The following is a 21,628-nucleotide window of genomic DNA, read 5'->3' on the forward strand; positions in this document are numbered from 1 at the left end:
CTCCGCGAGGGGTTCGCGTTTCCAAATCACCCGCAACATGCGTTGAGAAATTCCTCACGAAGGAGTAGTTATGTTTAAACGAAACGTCAGAAGCGCGGCCGCGCTGGCGATGATCGGCACGCTGGGCGCCGTCTCGGCCATGGCCCAAGAAGCCTCGACCGAAAAGCTCGAGCGCATTGAAGTCACTGGTTCCCGCATCAAGTCGGTTGGTGCCGAGTCCAGCAGCCCGATCACTTCGGTCGGCAAGGAAGACATCACCATCAAGCAGCCAGTCGCGGTTGAAGAGCTGGTGCGTGGCCTGCCCTCCTCCTATCCGGCCATTGGCCCGAATATGAACAACGGGTCCAACGGTACGGCGTCGATCGACCTGCGTGGTCTCGGCTCCAACCGGACCCTGGTGCTGATCAACGGCCGCCGCATCGTGCCTGCCACGCTGGGTGGCGTCGTCGACACCAACACCATCCCCGTGTCGCTGCTGGATCGCGTGGATCTGGTCACCGGCGGTGCCTCCGCGGTGTACGGCGCAGACGCCGTGTCCGGCGTCGTGAACTTCGTGACCAAGCGCAATTTCTCGGGCATTGATGCCACGACGCTGTATAGCGCCTCTGAAAAAGGCGATGGCCAGCGCTACAAGAACGACCTGACCATCGGCGCCAACCTGGCAGACGGCCGCGGCAACGTCGTGCTGCATGTCGGCACCACGCGCACGACGCCCCTGAACCTGGGCCAGCGCGACTACTCGCCGGTGGTGATCTCGTCCAGAACGGGCAACCCGGGCGGCTTCTCGGGCACCGCCGTGCCGGCCATCTGGTCTGGCATGCCTTCGCCGATCGCCGGTGACCGCACGATCGACTCGTCGAGCGGCCTGCTGCGAGCCGCTGTCGGCACGGCGCCTCCGGACGGCTACAACACCAACCCGCCGAACTACTTCGAGACGCCGCTGACTCGCACCCAGGCTACCGCGCTGGGCCGTTTCCAGATCAACGACTACGCCGAGGCCTATGCGGAGATCTTCCACACGCGTTCCAATGTGACGCTGAATCTGGCTCCGTCGGGCACGTTCGGTGTGGCGTTGAACATTCCCATCGGCAACCCGTACATCACGCCGGCCGTCCGTGCGCAGCTTTGCGCCGCCTACAACATCTCGGCCGCCAACTGCGTTCCCGGCAGCACGACCGAGTTCCGCGCCAATATCGCCCGCCGCTTCGTCGAAGCCGGCCCGCGTATCTACAGCTACGACAACACGACCACCCAGTACACCGCTGGCCTGCGCGGTGACATCCCGCTGCTGGACGGCTGGACCTACGATGCCTACTACCAGACGGGCCGTTCGGATCAGATCCAGCGCACCGGCAACGGCTTCTCGGCCAGCAAGCTGCAGCAGGCGGTCCGCGCCGTCAGCACCTCCGCGTGTACCGTGACGACAGGCGGCTGCGTGCCGATCAACCTGTTCGGCGCTGCAGGCACCATCACGCCGCAGATGCTGGCCTTCGTTGCCACGCCGACCTTCCAGACCACCCGCGTGGACCAGAATGTCATGGCTGTTTCCGCCAGCGGCGAGATCGGCATCGCCAAGAGCCCCTGGGCCAAGAGCCCGCTGGGCCTGGCTGTCGGCTATGAAGATCGCAAGGTCTTCGGCGGCAATGCCTCCGACGCAGTCGTGCAGACGCAGGGCGAGTTGCTGGGCTCTGGTTCCCCGACGCCCGACCGTAGCGGTACGTTGAAGTTCAAGGAAATCTACACCGAGGCCAACATGCCGCTGGTGCAGAACAAGTTCCTGGTCCACACGCTGGACGCCAGCTATGGCTACCGCCAGACCGAGTTCGAATCGATCGGCGGCACGCAGCGCTACGGCAGCTGGAAGAAGGGATTGATCTACGCGCCCATCAAGGGCCTGAAGTTCCGTGGCGAGCTGCAGCGTGCGACTCGCGCCCCGAACGTGAACGAGCTGTATGCGCCGATCACCACGGGCCTGTCGTCGCAGTCGACCGACCAATGCCAGGGCAACCTGATCAACGCGGCCGATGCCGGTAAAGCCGGTACGCTGACCAACATCTGCCAGCAGACCGGCGTGCCCACCGCGCAGATCGGCAACGTGTCGGCGCCGTCTTCCAGCCAGATCAACAACACCAGCGGCGGCAACCCCAACCTGGGTCCCGAAAAGGCCGACACCACAACCTTGGGTGCCGTCTGGGAGCCGGTCTTCGTCGACAACCTGTCGCTGACGCTGGACTTCTGGAAGATCGAGATCAACGGTGCCGTGTCCAGCCCGACCGCCTCGCAGGTCATGAACGGCTGCTACAACCCGGCGCTGAATCCTGGCTTCACCTACAACGCCTTCTGCCAGCTGATCCAGCGCGACCCGCTGAACGGCGGCCTGAATGGCACGGGCAGCAAGGGCGTCAGCACTCAGTCGTCCAACCTGGGCTACTACAACTACTCGGGTATCGACCTTGGTGCGAACTACCGCCTGCCGCTGAAGGCTCTGGGCTTGCCCAACGCCGGCCGCGTCGACTTCAACCTGATGGCCAGCTTCCTGAAGCGGGCCGACTTCAAGGCATTGCCCACCGTTGCAACCCTGGAGCAGGCCGGCTACTACGGCGTGGACGTAGGTACTCCGTTCTCCAAGACGCGCTTCAATGCGCGTGCATCGTGGACGCTGGGTGACTACGCCTTGGGCCTGTCGTGGCGTCACATCGGTGCTGCCTCGGTGCAGACCACGGGTGCGGCGGCGAACAACGCCGGCAACTTCCTGCCCGTCAACGAAAGCATCAAGGCCTTCGACTACTTCGACCTGAATGGCTCGTGGCAGATCCTGAAGAACCTGAAGCTGTCGCTGACCGTGAACAACCTGTTCGACAAGCAGCCGCCGCTGGTCGGCACCGGCATCGGCCCGGGCTCGTCCAACTACGGCAACACGTTCCCGAGCGTCTACGACGTCATCGGCCGTCGCTATACCGCGACCGTCCAGGCCACCTTCTAGGCAGGTTGGCCTGACCGCCCCCCATGGGGCGGTCGATCCTGCAGCAGGCCCCTTCGGGGCCTGTTTTCATTGGTGCCATTGTCCGGGTCGCTTCATCGAACCCGGACAATGGCTGGGCCGCTTCATCAACCCATGGCATCCATTCATCCGGCCTCCTCCCTTGCTCAGGGCCTGCGTGCGTTGGTCTCCGGCCAGTTCGACGTTGCCTTGCCCCTGCTCCAACGTGCGTTGCATGAGATGCCCACCGCGCCGGAGGTGCCTGCCGCCCTGGGCCAACTGGCCGCGCAGCGCCGCCAATGGGCCGAAGCCGAAACCTGGTTCCAGAGTTCCCTGCAATTGCAGGACCGCCAGCCGCGCGTCTGGCTGGCGCGCGGCCAGATGCTGGAGATGCTTCAGCACCCCGCTGCGGCTGCCGAGGCGTTCTCCCGGGCTGCTGAGTACCAGCCCGATCTGGCGGCCGCGCACTACCTGCACGCCCGCCTGCGCCGCGAACTTGGCGAGCGGTCGCGTGCGCTGCAGGCGGCCCGCCACGCCGCGCTGTTGATGCCGCAGGACGTCAACGCACTGCAGCTGCTGGCCATGCTTCAGGAGGAAGGTGGTGATCCCGCCGCTGCGCTCCCGACGCTCGAGGCCGCGCTGCGACTAGCGCCGGACCGTGCCGCACTGCATCACAACCGCGGTGTGGTGTTGCATCGCCTGGGGCGCCATGCAGAGGCGCTGGCCGCGCATGAGCGCGCGCTTGGCCTGGGCCTGGACGTTGTCGAGGCGCACTACAACATCGGCAACACGCTGCAGGCGCTGGGCCGCGCCGATGCGGCCCTCACCGCCTATCGCAGTGCACTCGCGCGGGCGCCGCTGCATTCACTGAGCCTCTACGACCTCGCCAAGCTGCGCTGGGTGCTGGGGCATGCCGACTTCACCGCCGAGCTCGACGCTGCCGAACGCATGGCGCCGCAGTCCGATGTGCCTCCCAGCCTGCTCGGCCTGCTGCTGCTTCGTGCCGGCCGGGGGGAAGCCGCGGCTGCGGCCTATCGCCGTGCCGCTGTGCTGGCGCCAGCCAATGCGGCCTATGTTGACGGCCTGGGGCAGGCGTTGAGCCTGCTGGGCCGCCACCAGGAGGCCTGCGAGGCTCACCAGCGGGCGGTCTCCCTGGCGCCCGGGGACGTCGCCGTGCTCGGTAACGCCGCGCGTAGCCTGTATGCGGGCGGCCAGTCGATTGGGGGCCTTGCGCTGGCCGAGCGCGCATTGGCGCTGGCGCCTTCGGACCAGCATGCGCTGGCCCTCGTTGGCCTTGGTTGGCGGCTGACGGGTGACGCGCGTGCCGGCTGGCTGAACGATCTGGACCGCTGTGTGGCGGTCGTCGATATCGAACCGCCGCCAGGCTGGACCGACATCGCCAGTTTCAACGCTGCCTTGGCCAAGGAGCTCAATCAGCTGCACACCGACGCCGAGGCGCCCATCGACCAGACGCTGCGCCATGGTACGCAGACGCGGGGCAACCTCTTCGATCTCGACCTGCCCCTGGTGCAGGCGCTCAAGGCCCAGATCACCTCGGCCATCACAGCCTGGCTGGCCGCGCAGCCGGGCGAGGCGGGGCATCCGTTCCTCGGTCGCATGCCTTCACGCCCGGGGGCCTGGCACTTCACCGACAGCTGGAGCTCGCGGCTGCGCAGCAGTGGGTTCCACACCAATCACGTGCATACGCATGGCTGGCTGAGCAGCTGCTATTACGTATCGACCCCGCCCGGCGCACTGGCCGAGGGCAGTCGGGACGGCTGGATCAAGTTCGGCGAGCCTGATCTGCCCGAATCCATGCGCTCCAGCCTGCCGGCCGGGCGCATGGAGGCGCCCAAGCCCGGCCGCCTCGCACTGTTCCCGTCTTACCTGTGGCACGGTACGACGCCCTTCCAGGACGATGACTACCGGTTGACGGTGGCATTCGACGTGCTGCCGGACTGAAGAAGATCACTCGACGCGGCGGACCCGCGGAGAACTCTTCAGGCCTTCAAAGTCCAGGTAGTAGGAGCTCAATGCGCCTCGCTTCACGCTGACCTTGCGTGATCCCTCCGGCAGTGCGATGGAGGTGCCGTCGATGACCTGCCAGACCTGGCCGTTGGCGAGGCGGATGCGCGAGTTGGGGCCCCAGCCGCCAAAACTCGGGCCGACCGAGCTCTCGACCGATTCCACTGCATCCGGGCGGCGTGCCTCGGGCAGACCGAAGGCCGCCTCGCCGGAGCGAGCAGGTGCCGCCACCGGTGCAGCAACCACGGCCGTGGCGGAGCGGATCGGAGCAGCCGTTGCAGCGGGTGTTGCGGCCCTGGCCGGCGGGACCGGCACGCGGGCCGCGTCCGCCAGTGCGTCATAGCAGGCCAATCGCGCCGCGCCGTCCGTCATCGCACGGCAGCGTTGCAGGCTGTCCTGCGCCAGGGCCGGCAAGGCGGCGAATGAAAGAGCGATCAAGCTGAGGGTGCGCATGCCACAAGCCTAGCAGCAGTCGCCTCCAAGAACGACAGACCGCCAACGGCGACTCCTGGCCGGCGTATGCCCGCCTATCGGGCTTGCTTCACCCTCAACCGCCATGCATGCAGTAGCGGCTCTGTATAACCGCTCGGCTGCGACTCGCCCTTGAAGACCAGATCCAGCGCCGCCTGCATCGCCGCGCCCTGCGGGTGGGCAGCGAGGGACTTGTAGGCCGGGTCGCCCGCGTTCTGGCCGTCCACCACCTTAGCCATGCGGGCGAAGGTCTCGCGCACTTGCTCGGCCGTGACGACCTCGTGGCGCAGCCAGTTGGCGATGTGCTGGCTGCTGATGCGCAGAGTCGCGCGATCCTCCATGAGGCCCACGCCGTTGATGTCGGGCACCTTGGAGCAGCCCACCCCCTGATCCACCCAGCGCACCACGTAGCCCAGGATGCCCTGCACGTTGTTGTCCAGTTCCTGCTGGCGCTGCTCGGCCGTCCAGTCGGCCTGCGGCGCGACAGGCACCGTCAGCAACGCGCTCAGCAAGCCTTCGCGTTCGGCGGCCAGGTCGACTTTCTCCAGCTCCTGCTGCACGGCGCTGACGCTGACTTGGTGGTAGTGCAGCGCATGCAGCGTCGCGGCGGTGGGCGACGGCACCCAGGCGGTGTTGGCGCCGGCCTTGGGATGGGCCACCTTCTGCTCCAGCATGGCCGCCATCAGGTCGGGCATGGCCCACATGCCCTTGCCGATCTGGGCGCGGCCACGCAGGCCGCAGGCCAGGCCGGTCAGCACGTTGCTGCGTTCGTAGGCCTGGATCCAGGGCGTGGTCTTCATGTCGCCCTTGCGCAGCATGGGACCGGCGCGCATGGCCGTGTGCATCTCGTCGCCGGTGCGGTCCAGGAAGCCGGTGTTGATGAAGGCCACGCGGCTGGCTGCGGCGGCGATGCATGCCTTCAGGTTCACCGAGGTGCGGCGCTCCTCGTCCATGATGCCCAGCTTGACGGTGCTGTCGGCCAGACCCAGCAGCCGCTCCACGCGCGTGAACAGCTCTGCGGCGAAGGCCACCTCGGCCGGGCCATGCATCTTGGGCTTGACGATGTAGACGCTGCCGGTGCGGCTGTTGCCGCGACGCTCGAGGTCGTGCATCGCGATGGTCGTCGTGACGACGGCATCCATGATGCCTTCGGGAATCTCGCTGCCATCGTCCAGCAGGATGGCTGGATTGGTCATCAAGTGGCCGACATTGCGCACGAACATCAGTGAACGGCCATGCAGGGTCACGTCCATCCCGCCGCTGGGGGCGGTATAGACACGGTCGGTGTTCAGGCGTCGCGTGAACGTCTTGCCGCCCTTGGCAACCTCCTCGGTCAGCGTGCCCTGCTGGATGCCCAGCCAGTTGCGGTAGGCCAGCAGCTTGTCCTCGGCATCCACGGCGGCGACGGAGTCCTCCAGGTCCAGGATGGTGGACAGCGCCGCCTCCAGCACTACGTCGGCCACGCCGGCCGCGTCGGTCTTCCCGATCGGCGTCGAGCGATCGATGCGGATGTCCAGGTGCAGGCCATGGTGGACCAGCAGCACGCTGCTCGGAGTGCTGGCGTCGCCCTGGTAGCCGGCGAAGGCGGCGGGCTCCTTCAGGCCGGTGGTGGCACCGGTGGCCAGCGTCACAACAAGCCTGCCGCCTTCGACGCGATAGCCGGTCGAGTCGGCATGCGAGCCGCTGGACAGCGGGGCGGCCTGGTCCAGGACCTGGCGGGCGAAGGCGATGACCTTGGCGCCGCGCACCGGGTTGTAGGCACCGTCGCGCGTCGCGCCGTCGGCCTCGGAGATCGCGTCGGTGCCGTACAGCGCGTCGTACAGGGAACCCCAACGGGCGTTGGCGGCGTTCAGCGCATAGCGGGCGTTCAGGATGGGCACGACCAGCTGAGGGCCGGCCTGCAGCGCCAGCTCGGCGTCGACGTTGGCTGTGGATGCCCGTACCTGGGCTGGCGCCTCGACGAGGTAGCCGATGCGGGTCAGGAAGTCACGGTAGGCCGGCATGTCCGCGATGGGGCCAGGATGGGCCTCATGCCAGGCGTCCAGCTCGACCTGCAGGCGGTCGCGCTCGGCCAGCAGTGCGCGGTTCCTGGGCGTCAGCTCGTGGGCGATGGCGCTGAAGCCGGCCCAGAAGGCATCGGCCTGCACGCCGGTGCCGGGAAGCACTTCGGTGTCGATGAAGCGGGCCAGGCCGCTATCGACCTGCAGGCGGTGGAGGGTGGTGCGTGGCATGGTGGACTCCGGCAAGAACAGATGCCGCCAATCTAGCCGCGTTGTCTGTCCGGATTCGATGGTCGCCACGCCATTCATCTGTGACTAAAACGCAAAGATCAATGGCGAAACAACTGTTTTTGCGTCGTCGTTTAAGCACAATTAAGGCATGGACAAGCTCAAGCAGATGGAGTCCTTCGTCCTCGTCGCGGCCAAGGGCAGCCTGACGGCGGCTGCGCAGGCGGAAGGGCTTGCGCCGGCCGTCATGGGCCGGCGGCTGGACGCGCTCGAGGCGCGCCTGGGCGTCAAGCTGATGCTGCGCACCACGCGGCGGCTGACGTTGACGCCCGAGGGCCAGGCCTTTCTGGAGGACTGCCAGCGCCTCGTCGCAGCGCTGGCCGACGCGGAGGCTGCCGTCAGCGCCGGTGGGCTGAAGGCCAGTGGCCACCTGCGCGTGACGGCGCCGGCCGGCTTCGGTCGCCGCCATGTCGCGCCCCTGGTGCCAGGCTTCCTGGCCGAGCATGCGGAGCTGAGCCTGTCCCTCAACCTCAGCGACCGCGTCGTCGACATCGTGCACGAGGGCTTCGACTGTGCGGTGCGCGTGGGGGACCTGCCGGACTCCAGCCTCGTCAGCACGCGGCTGGCCGACAACCGGCGCCTGTGCGTCGCCGCGCCGGCCTACCTGAAGCGTGCGGGCGTGCCCAGACATCCCGACGAACTCACGCGGCATGCCTGCTTGACGCTGAGCTCCGAGGCGAGCCAGACGCGCGGCTGGGCCTTCCAGGTCGACGGCGCCGTCCACCACCTGCGCCCTGAAGCGAGGACGCAGGGGCGGCTGGACTGCAGCGACGGCCAAGTTCTGCACGACTGGTGCGTGGCCGGGCTGGGCATCGCCTGGCGCAGCACCTGGGAGGTGGAGGCCGACCTCGCCGCTGGGCGCCTGGTCAGCGTGCTGGACGAGTTCGCCGCGCCGCCCAACGGCATCTACGCCGTCTTCGCGCAGTCGCGCCACCTGCCGCTGCGCACGCGGCTGTGGGTCGAGCATCTGCGCGCCCACTACGGGCGGGCGGACTACTGGCGCGGTTGAGCGGGTTCAGGGCCGATGCGGCAATGGATGAAGCCGCCGTGGTCCGCAATGCGCAGCGGCTGCTAGTGCAGACGCCATTCGGGGCCAACAGATAGCGTGGCCAGGCCGGCAGGCGCGCACGGGAAAGGGCGTGGCCCTGACCAGTTGGGCGCCCGGCCTTCGACATACCTGCTGGAACCGGATCAAGCCGCGCCGCACCACGTCATAGGTCCGCCCCTTGGATGGCACCGTGGCGTCGCCCCGTTCGCCCCTGCTGCTCCCGAACGAGACGTTGGCGCGCCCGAACAGCCAGCAAACCAGCGCCTACAGAACCAGGACGAGCAGTAGCCGGGCCGCGATGCGCCGCCCGCGCGGCTCAATCGCCGAACTGCACCTTGGCCCGCTGCGCAACCCAGGCATCGAACTGGCCCGCGTACACCTCCTCGATGCGGTTGCGCTTGACCTTGAATGTGGGCGTGATGAAGCCGTTGTCCACCGTCCAGGGCGTCTTGATCAGCACCAGCGTGTCGAGCTGCTCATGCGGGTCCAGGCGGGCATTGACGTCGTCCAGGTGCTTGCCCAGCTCGGCCATCAGCGCCGCGCGCTCGGCTTGCGAGTCGGCGCGCCGCAGGCCTTGCGGCGACAGCATCGCGATGCCCAGCGGCTGGCCCATGTTGGCGCCGGCCACGCAGCAGGCCTCGAGGTTGGGGTTCATGCCCAGCCTGTCCTCAATGGGTGCGGGGGCCACGTACTTGCCCTTGCTGGTCTTGAACAAGTCCTTCACTCGGCCGGTGATGCGCACGCAGCCATCGGGGTCCTGGCTGGCCTTGTCGCCCGTACGCAGCCAGCCGTCCTCGGTGAAGGCGTCGCGCGTCTGATCAGGGGCCTTGTAGTAGCCCAGCATCAGGGCCGGGCTGCGCATCTGCAGCTCGCCGCTGTCGGGCGCGATACGCACCTCCACGCCGTCGTAGGCCGGGCCCACCGTGCCGCGCTGGATCTTGCCCGGCACGGTCAGGTGAGACAGGGCCAGGTTCTCCGTCATGCCGTAGCCCTCGTTGATGTGCAGGCCAAGCTCCGCATACCATTCCAGCAATGCCACGGGCATGGGAGCTGCGCCGCCGGCTGCGAAATGGCAGTGGTTCAGGCCCAGGGCCTTGAGCACCTTCTTGCGCACCAGGCCCCCGATGAGGGGCAGTCGCAGCAGCTTGTTCATCTTCTTTGGCGGCATCTTGGCCTGCACGCCCTGCTGGAACTTGACCCACAGCCGCGGTACGCTGAAGAACACCGTTGGCAGTGCGCGCTGAAGATCAGCGGTGAAGGTCTCCAGCGATTCGGCGAAGTAGACCCGCATGCCGGTGGCCAGCCAGCCGTGCTCGACCAGCGTGCGCTCCACCACATGGGCCAGAGGCAGGTAGGACAGCATGCGATCGTGGCCCGTCAGCGGGATCCGCTTCAGTCCGGCGTTTACCGCCCAGGCAAAGGCGCCGAAGTTGTGCATGACCCCCTTGGGCAGGCCGGTCGTGCCCGAGGTGTAGATCAGAGTGCAGAGCTCGTCGGCGCCGCGCGTGATCTCGCCCTGCAAAGGTTCGGTGCGCGCGCAGATGGCGTCCCAACCCTCGTAGTTCCGCTTGGCGTCGTCAGGTGACAACGCATAGCTGGCGCCGGCCAGGCCGGCCGGTACGCCGGGCCTCATGCCCTCCCAGCCGTCCAGCTTGCCGATGAAGACGAAGCGCGCTTCGCTGTGCGTGAGGATCTGCGTGATCGTCTCTGCCGCAAGCGTCGGGTACAGCGGCACCGAGACATAACCGGCCATCCAGATGGCGAGGTCGCTCATCAGCCACCAGGCGCAGTTCTTGGACAGGATGGCCACCTTGGCGTCGGCCGGCCAACCCTCGGCCGCCCCCTTGGCCTTCAGGAAGGCTGCCATGCGGCGCACCTGGTCGCCGACTTGGGCCCAGGTGAAGTCCTTGAGGTCGGCGCCTCCCATGGGCTGCGTCAGCGTCACTGTCGCACCCGCCGTGCGCTCCCAGTGATAGAGGCGTTGCAGGGCGAGCTGATCGGTGGCGATGGTGGCCATGGGGCGGTCTCCTCGGAGTTCTTTTCAGGGAGCCGCAAAGTTAACCGCGTGCCAATAGCCCGCCGCTACGGGAAAACACCCTGCGGCGTGGCGACGCTAGAAGCGCCAGTCGCAGTCCGGTGCCAAAGTACCGGCTGCCATGTGCGCGGTGACCCCGGTCAGCGGATGCGGTGCAGGCGTCAGCGCTGCAAGCCCTGGCGGGCGGGCGGTTTCGGCTCGGGCGAGGGCGTCCTGCCAGGGCTCGCCAGCTGCGCGCAGCGCGCAGGCCAGCTGCAGGCGGGCCACCCATTCGGGCAGGCCCTGGGGTTCAGGCAGGCCGTCGAAATAGGCTGTTCGCTGGCGAGTCGCCGCCAGCCATGCGGCGGGCGTGCCGGCGACGCGGGCCTTGAGAAGGTCGATGCGCGTGACGAGATTGCGGGCCTGGTCCAGTTGCGGACGCATCTTGTCGAGGCGGGTATCGATCTCGCGTGCCAGGGCCTGGCCGGCGGCGCCGGCACCGGGCGCGATGGCGACGCGGACCAGCGTCAGCAGGCCCTCGGCGCGGCGCACGTCGCCGATGAGCGGGGCGGCATCCAGGCTCGCCAGGGCCTGGGCGGCCGTGTCAACAGTGGCCGCATCCACCCGACCCTCGGCCAGTGCGCGGGCCTCCAGCACGAGCATGCGGCGCAGCAGGCCGGTCACTGCGTCGTCGGCACCGGCGGCCTCGGTGTCGGCCTGGGCGCGCTGGACCTGCTCAAGCGCGGGGCCGAATTCGCCAAGCTGCTGCAAGTAGGCACCGAGCATCTGGCGCATCAGCGTGCTGGCATGGTTGCCCGGACGGGCCACAGCGTCCCAGCGGCGGATCAGGTCATCGCTGCGGGCAGTGGCCTCGGCCGCGCTCTCGCGCGCCAGGCGCCAGCGCACGAAGGCGAGGTTGCGTTCCAGTACCAGGGCCGGACGCATGCGCTCGGGCTCCCTGGCGTTCCAGAATGGCCGTGCACGCTCCAGCGAGCGTTCGGCATCATGCAACCGCCCCTCGTAGACGTACAGCACGTTTTCGTAGGTGGCGAAGCGCGCGTGCTCGAAGGGGTTGTTCGCGTGGATGGCGTCGTTGGAGCGGCGCGCGAGCGCCAGTTCGCGCTCGGCATCTGCGAAGCGGCCCAGCCGGCCGTAGGCCGTCAACAGGTGCAGGCGCAGGCCGTGGGACTTCTCGCTCAACGGGCCGTAGCGCGCGTCCCAGCGGCGCAGCAGTGGCTCCAGCAGATCGATGATGGGCTGGCCGCCGGCCACTGCCGTGTGGATGCCGGCCAGCGAGACGGCGGCGTCCTCCGTGCGTGTGTCCTCGTCGCCGAAGGACTGGCGTGCATGAGCCAGGCGCTGCTCGGCCAGCGGCGCGGCAACGTCGAAGCGCTGCAGCGCGAAATAGGTCTTTGTCAGCGTGTCGAAGATGCGGTCCTTGACCTCTGGCTGGTCGTTGAAGCGCGTGGCCAGCTCCTGGCGCTTGCGGTCCAGCAGCTCGACGACGGTGGGTTGGCGGCCGCCATTGCGGTCCGGACTGGCGGCGCTCAGCAGCTCCGCGAGATAGCCAGTTACCTGCTCAGACTCGCGTGCAGCGGCCTGTGCCTCCCCGCGCTGCCACAGGCTGACCGCCAATCCCGCACTCAGCGCCGCAAAGACCAGCGTAGCGCCGGCAGCCAGGGCCGTATTGCGCCGCAGCCATAGGTGGGCGCGGTGGCGCCAGTCCTCGGCGCGCACGCTGACGGGGCGCCGGGCCAGCCAGCGTTCCAGGTCGTCGACGAAGCTGCCGACGCTGGCGTAGCGTTCGGCGGGGTCGCGCCTCATGGCCTTGGCGGCCACGGCCTCCAGGTCCCCACGGGCACGGTGGGCGTCGACGGGGCGGCCAGGCCCAGCCTCGCCGCTGCCCTCGACGCCATCGGTCGTGCGCGCGATACGTCGGGCCTGGCCATGCAGCACTGCGTGTTCAAGCGCCGTGCGGCTCAGGCCACGCCTGCCGAAGGGCAGCTCGCCGCTGGCCAGCTCGTAGAGCATGACGCCCAGCGAATAGATGTCGGTGGCGGCGCCCACCGGTTCGCCAGTGATCTGCTCGGGCGCGGCATAGGCCGGCGTCAAGCGGCGGCCAGCCACCAGGGTCAGTTGGTGGTCGGCCTGCTGGCCGGAGTCGTCCAGCAGGCCCGCGATGCCGAAGTCGAGCAGCTTCGTGGCACCGACCTCGTCCAGCATCACGTTGCTGGGCTTGAGGTCGCGATGGACGATGAGTTGGGCGTGGGCGTGCTCCACGGCGCGTGCCACGTCCACGAGCAGCTTCACCCGCGCGGCCAGCGGCAGGGCCAGTGCACGCACATGCTCGGACAAGGTTCGGCCGGCCACATACTCCAGCACCAGGAAGGCACGTCCGTTCTGTTCGCCAGCGTCCAGAAGTCGAGCAATGCCGCGGTGGGTGAGGCGCCCGAGCAGGGTCCGCTCGCGTGCGAAGCGGGCCGCGAGGCCGGGCGTGGCGAGATCGTTGCGCAGCAGCTTGATGGCTGCCTCGCCCTGGTAGAGGCCGTCGGCGCGCTCGGCGCGCCAGACCTGGCCCATGCCGCCTTCGCCCAGCAGCTCGGCCAGGCACCAGGCGCCGAAGCGGTCACCCGCCTGCGGCGGCAGGCCCTCCGGCTCGGCCAGGGCCTGGGCCAGGTGGGCGTCGAAGCCCGGCAGGGCCGCCAGCACGGTGTCCTCGCCGTCTGGCAGGGAGGCCAGCATGCGCGCGAGGCGCGAGGCCAGTTCGGGCGGCCGCACGGCGGCCAGGCGTGTCGCGCGCTCGTCGGCCGGTAGCTCGGCCAGCTCGTCGAAGAGCGCCGACAGGCGTTGCCAGTCCCCGGCCTGCATCAGTAGGCCATGCCAGGCGGGTCGCCGAGCAGCTCCTGGAGCAGCGCGCGCGCCTTCAGCAGCTCGCGGTTGATGCTGCGCGTGGATAGGCCGCGCAGCCCTGCCACCTCGGCGAGGGTCAAGCCGGCGAAGCCGACCATCTCGATGAGCTCGTACAGGCCCGGGTCGAGGATGCGCAGGCGCTCCAGCGCCTGATCCAGGCCGATGAGGTCAACGGCCTGGCTTTGCGGAGCAGCCACGTCGGCGGCGGAAGACAGGGTGAGCATGACCGCATCGCCGCCGCGCTTGTCGCGGCCCTCGGTGCGCAGGTGGTCGATGACGACCGAACGCAGCACGCGACCGACGTAGGCGAAGAACTGGCCGCGCGTTTCACCCTGCAGGCCTTGCTGGTCGGCCATGCGCAGGAATCCCTCGTGCACCAGGGCCGTGGTGTTCAAGCCGGCGGCACGGCCACCTGGGCCGCTCTGGGCGAGGCGCAGGCGGGCGACGCGCTTGATCTCTGGGTAGAGCTGCGCGTAGAGCTGCTGCAGTGCCGCGGCATCACCACGCGAAGTGCCGTCCAGCAGCTCGGTGATGTCGGCCACGGCGGGGGTCAGGGCTCTTGAAACGCCGCCAGTGCCGCGGCGATATCTGCGTCGCCGGCCTCGCGCTGCACAGGAGCGTCGGCCACCAGGCCTTCGCGCTTGAGCCGCGCGACCCACTGGCCGGCCTCGCGGCCCTGCTCGAAGCCGTGGCTCTGCAGCAGCAGGTTGCCGCTGGCGGACAACAGCTTGAAGTAGAACTTGCCGTCAACCTCGCGGTACTGCTTGAAGACGGGCAGTGCAGCCTTTTCGACCCTGGCCGTCGCTGCGGTCGCGGTGTCCGTGTAGGGCCGCAGGCCGACTGCGCCGCGCAGCGTCTTCAGGAATGGCACGGCGATGGCGCGCGCTTTGGCGGCACCGGCCTGCAGCGTGGCCTCCAGCTGCTCTGGATGTGCCATCAGCTCGGCATAGCGCTCGCGCATCGGGCCGATCTGGCCCTCGATCAATGCGACCAGCTGCTGCTTGGCGTCCCCCCAGCCAAGGCCGGCGCGCAGCGCCGCGCGGAAGGCCGCGCGTTGCTCAGGCGTGGCAAAGGCGTCGTAGATGGTGACCAGCGCCTGGCCGTCCGGGTTCTTGGGCTCACCGGGCAGCTTTGAGTCGGTGACGATACGTGCCACCGCGTCCTTCAGCGCGGTGCTGCCGCCCTCGAAGAGCGGGATGACGTTGTCATAGCTCTTGCTCATCTTGCGGCCGTCCAGGCCGGGCAGCAGCTCCATCTCTGCGTCCACTTGCGCTTCGGGCAGCGTGAACAGCTCGCGACCCTGCCCGAACAGATGGTTGAAGCGCTGGCCAACGTCGCGCGCCATCTCGATGTGCTGGACCTGATCCTTGCCGACCGGCACCTTGTGCGCGTTGAACATCAGGATGTCCGCCGCCATCAGCACCGGGTAGCTGAACAGGCCCATGGAGACGTTGGCATCCGGCTCCTCGCCCGCAGCTGTCGCTGCGTCCACCGCGGCCTTGTAGGCGTGGGCCCTGTTCATCTGGCCCTTGGCGGTGACGCAGTCCAGCAGCCAGGTCAGCTCGGGAATCTCGGGGATGTCGCTTTGCCGGTAGAACGTGACGCGTTCGGGGTCAAGGCCGGCGGCCAGCCAGGTGGCGGCGATGGCGCGGCTGGAGTGGGCCAGGCGGTCAGGGTCGTCGCACTTGATCAGCGCGTGGAAGTCGGCCATGAAGAAAAAGCTCTCCACGCCGGGTGCGCGGCTGGCGGCGATGGCGGGGCGGATGGCGCCGACGTAGTTGCCGAGGTGCAGGGTGCCGGTCGTGGTGATGCCGGTCAGGACGCGATGGGGCATGTTGAGGTCGAAACGGGAAGTTCGCGACCCGGATTGTGGCCTCTGACGCGGCTCAGCTGCGTTTGCGCGGCGGCGGCGCGGCGACCGACGCGCGCCAAGTGACGGAGATGTCGAACTGACGAGCCACCGGCAGTGCCAGCCCGTAGCAGCGGTTCAGCAGCCAGTGCAGCCCTGCCAGCGTGACTTCGTGGCTGGGGATGTGCACCGAGGTGAGTCGGGGGGCGGCGAACTCGGCGCTGGGCGAGTCGTCGTAGCCCAGCACCGACACCTGGTGCGGCACCGACACGCCGCGCTCCTGGAAATGGGCCAGCAGGCCTATGGCCATCTCGTCGTTGGCGCAGAAAACCGCGGTGGGCAAGCGCTTGAGCTTCAGCAGCGCGTCGGCCGCGTCCCAGCCGGCCTGATTGGAAAAGTCGCCGGGTACCGTCAGCACCTTGGACGTGTCCAGCCCGCGCAGCGCCAGCTCGCCCATGAAGCCGGCCAGGCGGGCGAGGTTGTCGGGCGAGGTGCCGGGTCCGGAGACGATGGCGATGTCCTTATGCTTGTGCTGCAGCAGCGCGCGCGCGGCCTGCACGCCGCCCTGCACATGGTCGGCCGTGAAGCACTGGTCCTTGATGCGGTCGAAGTGGCGATTCAGCACGACGACCTGGCGCGCGGCCGGCCCCAGTGCCCTGAGGTCCTCGTCCTGCATGGCGTTGGACAGCACGATGAGGCCGTCGCAGTCGCGGTCCAGCAGGAAGCGCATGCCGTCGTTGGTCTCGACGCGCTCGTCCTCCAGCCCCTCGCCGAAGGCCACCACCATGTGCAGGCCTTGGGTGCGCAGGACGGTGTCGATGACGCGCAGGATGGGTGTGTAGTAGGTGCCTCGCAGGAAGGGGATGTAGACGCCGATCAGTTTGGACGTGCCTGCGCCCAGCGCGCGTGCCGTGTGCGAGGGCCTGAACTTCAGCTGCGCGATGACCTTGCGCACCCGTTCCGCCGTGGCTGGTGCGACGGAACCGTTTCCGCTGATGACGCGCGAGGCCGTGCCCACGCCCACGCCGGCCAGCCTCGCCACATCCTTGATCGTTGCCATTCGCCCTCTGCTTTTACAGGGGCGGATTGAATCACAGCGGGCAGATGGGCTGGGGATCAGCGGGCTCGGGCAGCGGCTTGGCGTCGGCCCTGGCTTCCCTGCCGCTCAGGCCGCCGCCAACAGGCCACCAGGGATTGGCGGCGTGGGCGCTGAACTGGCAAGGGCCTGCGGGCCAGGGAAAGGAGAGGCGGCCGGTGAAGCCGGGCCAGGGCTTGCCATCGGCCGGCGCGACGAGCACGTCGGTGAGCCCCATGCCCTCGGTGCCGGGCTGCCACGCGGCGATGAAGGCGTCGCTCTTGTTGGCCAGGTCGCTCACGTACAGCGGTCGGCCGGAGTAGAGCAGCGTGACCACCGGTGCACCGCGGCCGGCGACGCGCTGCAGCACCGCCGCGTCCTGCGGATGGCGGTGGCTGTGGCGCAGGTTTTCGGTGATGCGCACGTCGCCCTCGCCCTCGGCATAGGGGGTCTCGGCGAGCACGGCGACGACGGCGTCGAAGTCCTTCGGGTTGTGCATGCTGCCATCGGCGTCGTAGACCACCTGGGCCGTGCCCAGGCGCTGGCGCAGCGCTGCCAGCAGCGTGGTGCCCTGCGGATAGTCGGTATTGCTCGTGTCGCGGCCCTGCCAGGTCATGCTCCAGCCGCCGCTCTGGTGGGCGAGGCTGTCGGCCGCCGCACCGACGACCAGAACACGTGAGGTCTGCTTCAGCGGCAGCAGCCCCGGCTTGTGCTTGAGCAGCACCAATGACTCACGCACCGCGCGGCGTGCCAGCTCCGGCGCCTGCAGGGCGTCCACCGTGGCTGGCACGCTGGACGCCATCCCGACGTTGAACTTCACGCGCAGGATGCGGCGCACCGCGTCGTCGATGCGGGCCATGGGAATGCGCCCCTGCTCGGCGGCCCGCAGCGTGTTGTTGAAGAAGGCCTTCCAATGGAAGGGCACCATGACGATATCGATGCCGGCGTTGATGGCGGCCGGGCAGTCCTCGTTGCTGCAGCCTGGCAACTGGCCGATGCCGTCCCAGTCACTGACGACGAGGCCGTCGAAGGCCAGGCGCTCCTTGAGCACGCCGGTCAGCAGCAACCGGTTGCCGTGCATCTTTCCGTGCTCGACATAGGCCGCGCTGTCGGTCCAGCTGCTGAACGAAGCCATGACGGTCAGCACGCCGGCATCGAGCGCACCGAGATAGCCGGCGCCATGGACCTGGGCCAGTTCAGTGGGCGTCGTTGGGCTGACGCCCTGGTCGATGCCGCGGCGCGTGCCGCCGTCGGCGACATAGTGCTTGGCCGTTGCGAGTACGCCGCGGCCTTCCTTCAGGCCTTCCTGCAGGCCCTCGACCGAGGCCCGGCCCAGGCGCTTCACCAGTTCCGGGTCGACGCCGAAGCTCTCGTAGGTGCGGCCCCAGCGCACGTCCTGGACGACGGCCAGCGTAGGCGCGAAGGCCCAATGCAGGCCCGAGGCGCGTACGGCGCGGGCCGTGGCGCGGCCGATGTCGCGCACGAGGTCGGCATCGCGTGTCGCGCCCAGCGCGATGTTGTGCGGGAAGAGGGTAGCGCCGCGCACGTTGTTGTGGCCGTGGACGGCGTCGGTGCCCCAGATCAGCGGGATGCCCGGCGTCGCCTGCAGGGCGGCGGCCTGGTACGCCTCCGACACCGCGCGCCACTGCGCTGGCGTGGCCGTGCGGTCCTGTCCTGGCCAGCCGCCGCCGCCGTTCAGTACCGTGCCGATGGCGTACTCGCGCACTTCGTCCGGCGTGATGGCGCGGATCTCGGGCTGGGTCATCTGGCCGATCTTCTGGCGCAGGCTCAAGCCCTTCAGGGCCATCTCGACGCGCGCTTCCAGCGCGGCGTCACGCTGGGGCTTGCGGGCCGGCCAGGCCTGGACGACGGCATCGGTCTCGGCCGCGCCCGTGGCGGTGGCCAGCAGCAGGGCAGCAGCGAGCAAGAGGGGTGGTGGTTTGCGCGTCATCGTCATCGTTGGGTTGGGGGCGCGACGGTAGTGTTTGAAGCAAAAAAACGTCAACCCCCGGGCCGCCGAGATTGACAGCCTCGACATTGCCGCCGTAGATTTGCGCCGCGTTTGGAACCGGTTCCATTCTGCGGTGGCAGCCTCCTGCTTGACAAGAGGGGTACCTCCGCGGAGCCCCGTCCAGGCAGCGAACAAGATCGAACCAGGAGACGAAGATGCCCAAGCCCCAACTGCGCGCCGCAGGGCGCGCCCCCACGTCCATCCGACTTCGGCGTGCCCGCCTCACGCCCGTCGCCACCGTCTGCGTCGGCCTGCTGAGCGTGCCGCTGCAGGCGCTGGCCCAGTCCGCGCCGGCAACTGAGCAGAAGCTCGACACGGTGACGGTCACGGGCTTTCGCGCCAGCCTGGAGACGTCCATCAGCACCAAGCGCAACGCGGACGCCATCGTCGAGTCCGTGTCGGCCGAGGACATCGGCAAACTGCCCGACGTGTCCATTGCCGACGCCATCTCGCGTCTGCCGGGCCTGACGACGCAGCGCATCGCCGGCCGTTCCTCGGTCATCAGCATTCGCGGCATGGCGCCGCGCTACGGCGTGACGTTGCTGAACGGGCGCGAGATCGTCTCCACGGGCGACAACCGTTCGGTGGAGTACGACCAGTTCCCGTCGGAGCTGATCAACGCCGCCACCGTCTACAAGACGCCCGACGCCAGCCTGTCGGCGCAGGGCCTGTCGGGCACGGTCAACATGAAGACACTGCGCCCGCTGGACTTCGCCACGACCCAGGCCGTCGTCGGCGCGCGCCTGGAGCGCAATTCCAATGGTTCGTTGAATCCCGAGATCTCGGGGACCGGCAACCGCCTCAGCGCCTCCTACGTGACCCAGTCGGCCGACCGCACCTGGGGTGCCGCCGTGGGCTTCGCCCACCTGGACTCGCCTAACCAGGAGAAGCACTACAAGAGCTGGTGGTGGGCCAACACCAACGACTGGGGTTCGCCGCTGCCCGGGGCGCCGACGGACGCCGTCGCGCTGCAGGGTTTCGAGCTGGGTGCCGCGTCGTCCCGCCAGAAGCGGGACGGCCTGATGGGTGTGCTGGAGTACAAGCCCAACGCCGATTTCCACAGCACGCTGGACCTGTACTACTCCAAGTTCGACCAAACCGAGGCGCGCCGCACGGTCATGTCCGACATGTCCACCTGGGCCGGCGTGAGCTGGAGCAATGCGCAGACGACGATGGTCAACGGCGACAAGATCGTCACCAGCGGCATCGTCAACAACACGACGCCGGTGGCCCTGACGACCTTCAACAAGCGCCAGGATGACATCCGCGCCATCGGCTGGAACAACGAGCTCAAGCTCGCCGACTGGAAGCTGGCGGGCGACCTGAGCTGGTCCAAGGCCAAGCGCGACGAGCAGAATGCCGAGCTGCAGGCCGGTTCGCTGGGGCGCGTGAGCCTGGGCCAGGCGAGCATCGCGACCGGCGACGGTCTCTCCACCTTCGCACCCAACTTCGACTTCGCCGATGCCAAGAATGTCTACCTGAGCGATCCGGCCGGCTGGGGCCGGGATGGCCGCAGCCAGTTCCCCAAGGTGCGCGACCAGATCAAGGCGCTCAAGCTCACAGCCGGCCGTTCGTTCGACAGCTGGCTCAGCAGCTTCGAAGCTGGCGTGGACTACTCCGAGCGCGACAAGAGCATGAACCGCACCGAGGTTAACTACAGCCTCAAGAACGGCCGCGCGCCCATGCTGATCCCGTCGAACCTGCTGCGCGAGCCGACGGACCTGAGCTTCGCCGGCAGCAACATCCGCATGGTCAATTTCGACCTGCCCAGCGCGCTGGGCCTGTACGACGTCACCCCCACCGCCCTCGACCAGGCGCCGGGCCGCATCTGGTCCGTGCACGAGAAGGTCACGGCGGCGCATGCAAAGCTCGGCTTTGAGTTCGACTGGGGGGTGCCGGTACACGGCAATCTGGGCTTGCGCGTTGTGCATGCCAAGCAGTGGAGCAACGGCCTGCTGTGGAATCCGGCGACGAGCAGTGCCATGCCCGAGAGCGGCGGCACCAGCTACACGGACACGCTGCCGAGCCTCAACCTTGCAGCCGACCTGACGGCCAACACCATCCTGCGCTTCGGTCTGGCGAAGGTGATGGCTCGGCCCAACATGGAGGACATGCGCGCGGGCTTCACTGACATCAGCGTGAGCCAGACTGATCGCAAATGGTCGGCCAACGGCGGCAACTCGAGGCTCGAGCCCTGGCGTGCCGATGCGGTCGACCTGTCGATCGAGCACTACATCGGCAAGCGCAGCTATGTCGCGGCTGCGGTCTTCCACAAGAACATCAAGAACTTCGTCTACTCGCAGTCCATCGACTTCGACTTCACCGGCTTCCCCAACCCGACGGCCTACACGCCCATCAGCAACATCGGCACGCTGACGACCCAGGCCAACGGCAAGGGCGGCATGATTGCCGGCACCGAGCTAAGCGGCTCGCTGGATGGCTCGTTGATCAGCCCGGCTCTGGACGGGATCGGTGTCACGCTCAGCTACTCCGACACGCGCAGTTCGCTGCACGAGGGTAACGACGTCAACAAGCCGCTGGACGGCCTCTCCGGCAAGGCGACCAACTTCACCGTCTACTACGAGCGCAACGGCATCTCGGCCCGCATCGGCAGTCGTCACCGCTCGCCGTTCGTGACGACGGTGCGGGGTACGTTCGGCGAGAACGTGCCCAGCATGATCTCCAGCGAGACCATCATCGACGCCCAGATCGGCTATGCCTTCGAGACCGGGACTCTGAAGGGCTTGTCGCTGACGCTGCAGGTCAACAACCTGCGCGACCGGCCGTACCGCACGCGGGTGGGCATCTCGACCGGCTCCAAGGACCCGAATGCCACGCTGCCCGAGCGGTACACCACCTACGGCCGCCAGTTGCTGCTGGGCGGCACCTACAAGTTCTGAGTACCCGCTTCCGTTCCTGAACCCGCGCCGGCCTGGGCTTGTCCCGGCCGGCGCCCC

12 protein-coding genes are annotated in these 21,628 nt (G+C 68.3%); 4 read left to right on the forward strand and 8 right to left on the reverse strand.

Translation table 11 applies throughout. The features are described 5' to 3' along the window. Positions 1 to 70 precede the first annotated feature (70 nt). Positions 71 to 2,983 (forward strand): TonB-dependent receptor domain-containing protein, encoded by a 2,913-nt coding sequence (locus QM732_RS24540; protein WP_415658701.1) that lies wholly within the window; start codon positions 71 to 73, stop codon positions 2,981 to 2,983. A gap of 132 nt (positions 2,984 to 3,115) precedes the next feature. Beyond that, positions 3,116 to 4,942, forward strand: coding sequence for a putative 2OG-Fe(II) oxygenase (locus tag QM732_RS24545; protein WP_415658702.1), 1,827 nt, complete (start codon positions 3,116 to 3,118; stop codon positions 4,940 to 4,942). Between the two features lie 6 nt (positions 4,943 to 4,948). Here the strand turns inward: QM732_RS24545 and QM732_RS24550 are convergent, their stop codons facing one another. Next, entirely contained in the window at positions 4,949 to 5,458 is a 510-nt protein-coding gene (locus QM732_RS24550) for a hypothetical protein (RefSeq protein WP_415658703.1), read from the reverse strand. A gap of 74 nt (positions 5,459 to 5,532) precedes the next feature. Further along, positions 5,533 to 7,707 (reverse strand): malate synthase G, encoded by a 2,175-nt coding sequence (locus QM732_RS24555; RefSeq protein WP_415658704.1) that lies wholly within the window; start codon positions 7,705 to 7,707, stop codon positions 5,533 to 5,535. A 148-nt stretch (positions 7,708 to 7,855) separates the two neighbouring features. Here QM732_RS24555 and QM732_RS24560 point away from each other — a divergent pair, with 148 nt between their 5' ends. Continuing rightward, positions 7,856 to 8,773 carry a LysR family transcriptional regulator gene (locus QM732_RS24560; RefSeq protein WP_415658705.1) on the forward strand — a complete coding sequence of 306 codons (918 nt, stop codon included), beginning with the start codon at positions 7,856 to 7,858 and terminating at the stop codon, positions 8,771 to 8,773. A 355-nt stretch (positions 8,774 to 9,128) separates the two neighbouring features. Here QM732_RS24560 and QM732_RS24565 read toward each other — a convergent pair whose 3' ends face one another. The 6 genes from QM732_RS24565 to QM732_RS24590 form a co-directional block, all read right to left on the reverse strand. Further along, a complete protein-coding gene (locus QM732_RS24565; RefSeq protein ID WP_415658706.1) occupies positions 9,129 to 10,829 on the reverse strand; it encodes an AMP-binding protein in 1,701 nt (566 codons plus the stop codon). Between the two features lie 96 nt (positions 10,830 to 10,925). Next, positions 10,926 to 13,694, reverse strand: a complete 2,769-nt coding sequence (locus tag QM732_RS24570; RefSeq protein ID WP_415658707.1) for a protein kinase domain-containing protein — start codon at positions 13,692 to 13,694, stop codon at positions 10,926 to 10,928. Further along, a complete protein-coding gene (locus tag QM732_RS24575) occupies positions 13,694 to 14,278 on the reverse strand; it encodes an ECF-type sigma factor (RefSeq protein WP_415658708.1) in 585 nt (194 codons plus the stop codon). The genes QM732_RS24570 and QM732_RS24575 overlap by 1 nt, the downstream gene beginning before the upstream one ends. Before the next feature lie 8 nt (positions 14,279 to 14,286). Next, positions 14,287 to 15,570: a tryptophan--tRNA ligase gene (locus tag QM732_RS24580; RefSeq protein WP_415658709.1), complete on the reverse strand. Its 1,284-nt coding sequence runs from the start codon at positions 15,568 to 15,570 to the stop codon at positions 14,287 to 14,289. A 52-nt stretch (positions 15,571 to 15,622) separates the two neighbouring features. Then, entirely contained in the window at positions 15,623 to 16,645 is a 1,023-nt protein-coding gene (locus tag QM732_RS24585) for a LacI family DNA-binding transcriptional regulator (protein ID WP_415658710.1), read from the reverse strand. A 31-nt stretch (positions 16,646 to 16,676) separates the two neighbouring features. Then, complete coding sequence (locus QM732_RS24590; RefSeq protein ID WP_415658711.1) at positions 16,677 to 18,617, reverse strand: glycoside hydrolase family 3 protein; 1,941 nt, start codon at positions 18,615 to 18,617, stop codon at positions 16,677 to 16,679. A 209-nt stretch (positions 18,618 to 18,826) separates the two neighbouring features. Between QM732_RS24590 and QM732_RS24595 the strand changes: the two genes are divergently transcribed. Next, positions 18,827 to 21,571, forward strand: coding sequence for a TonB-dependent receptor (locus QM732_RS24595; protein ID WP_415658712.1), 2,745 nt, complete (start codon positions 18,827 to 18,829; stop codon positions 21,569 to 21,571). The last annotated feature ends 57 nt before the right edge of the window (positions 21,572 to 21,628 follow it).

The sequence above is a fragment of the Roseateles sp. genome (assembly GCF_047654805.1).
Classification (GTDB): domain Bacteria; phylum Pseudomonadota; class Gammaproteobacteria; order Burkholderiales; family Burkholderiaceae_C; genus Pelomonas.

Excerpts from the sequence above, each read along its gene's own strand:
- QM732_RS24590 (WP_415658711.1), bottom strand. The coding sequence starts at position 18,617 with ATGACGATGACGCGCAAACCACCACCCCTCTTGCTCGCTGCTGCCCTG.
- QM732_RS24565 (WP_415658706.1), bottom strand. The coding sequence starts at position 10,829 with ATGGCCACCATCGCCACCGATCAGCTCGCCCTGCAACGCCTCTATCAC.
- QM732_RS24560 (WP_415658705.1), top strand. The coding sequence starts at position 7,856 with ATGGACAAGCTCAAGCAGATGGAGTCCTTCGTCCTCGTCGCGGCCAAG.
- QM732_RS24540 (WP_415658701.1), top strand. The coding sequence starts at position 71 with ATGTTTAAACGAAACGTCAGAAGCGCGGCCGCGCTGGCGATGATCGGC.
- QM732_RS24545 (WP_415658702.1), top strand. The coding sequence starts at position 3,116 with ATGGCATCCATTCATCCGGCCTCCTCCCTTGCTCAGGGCCTGCGTGCG.
- QM732_RS24580 (WP_415658709.1), bottom strand. The coding sequence starts at position 15,570 with ATGCCCCATCGCGTCCTGACCGGCATCACCACGACCGGCACCCTGCAC.
- QM732_RS24595 (WP_415658712.1), top strand. The coding sequence starts at position 18,827 with ATGCCCAAGCCCCAACTGCGCGCCGCAGGGCGCGCCCCCACGTCCATC.
- QM732_RS24555 (WP_415658704.1), bottom strand. The coding sequence starts at position 7,707 with ATGCCACGCACCACCCTCCACCGCCTGCAGGTCGATAGCGGCCTGGCC.
- QM732_RS24585 (WP_415658710.1), bottom strand. The coding sequence starts at position 16,645 with ATGGCAACGATCAAGGATGTGGCGAGGCTGGCCGGCGTGGGCGTGGGC.
- QM732_RS24550 (WP_415658703.1), bottom strand. The coding sequence starts at position 5,458 with ATGCGCACCCTCAGCTTGATCGCTCTTTCATTCGCCGCCTTGCCGGCC.
- QM732_RS24570 (WP_415658707.1), bottom strand. The coding sequence starts at position 13,694 with ATGCAGGCCGGGGACTGGCAACGCCTGTCGGCGCTCTTCGACGAGCTG.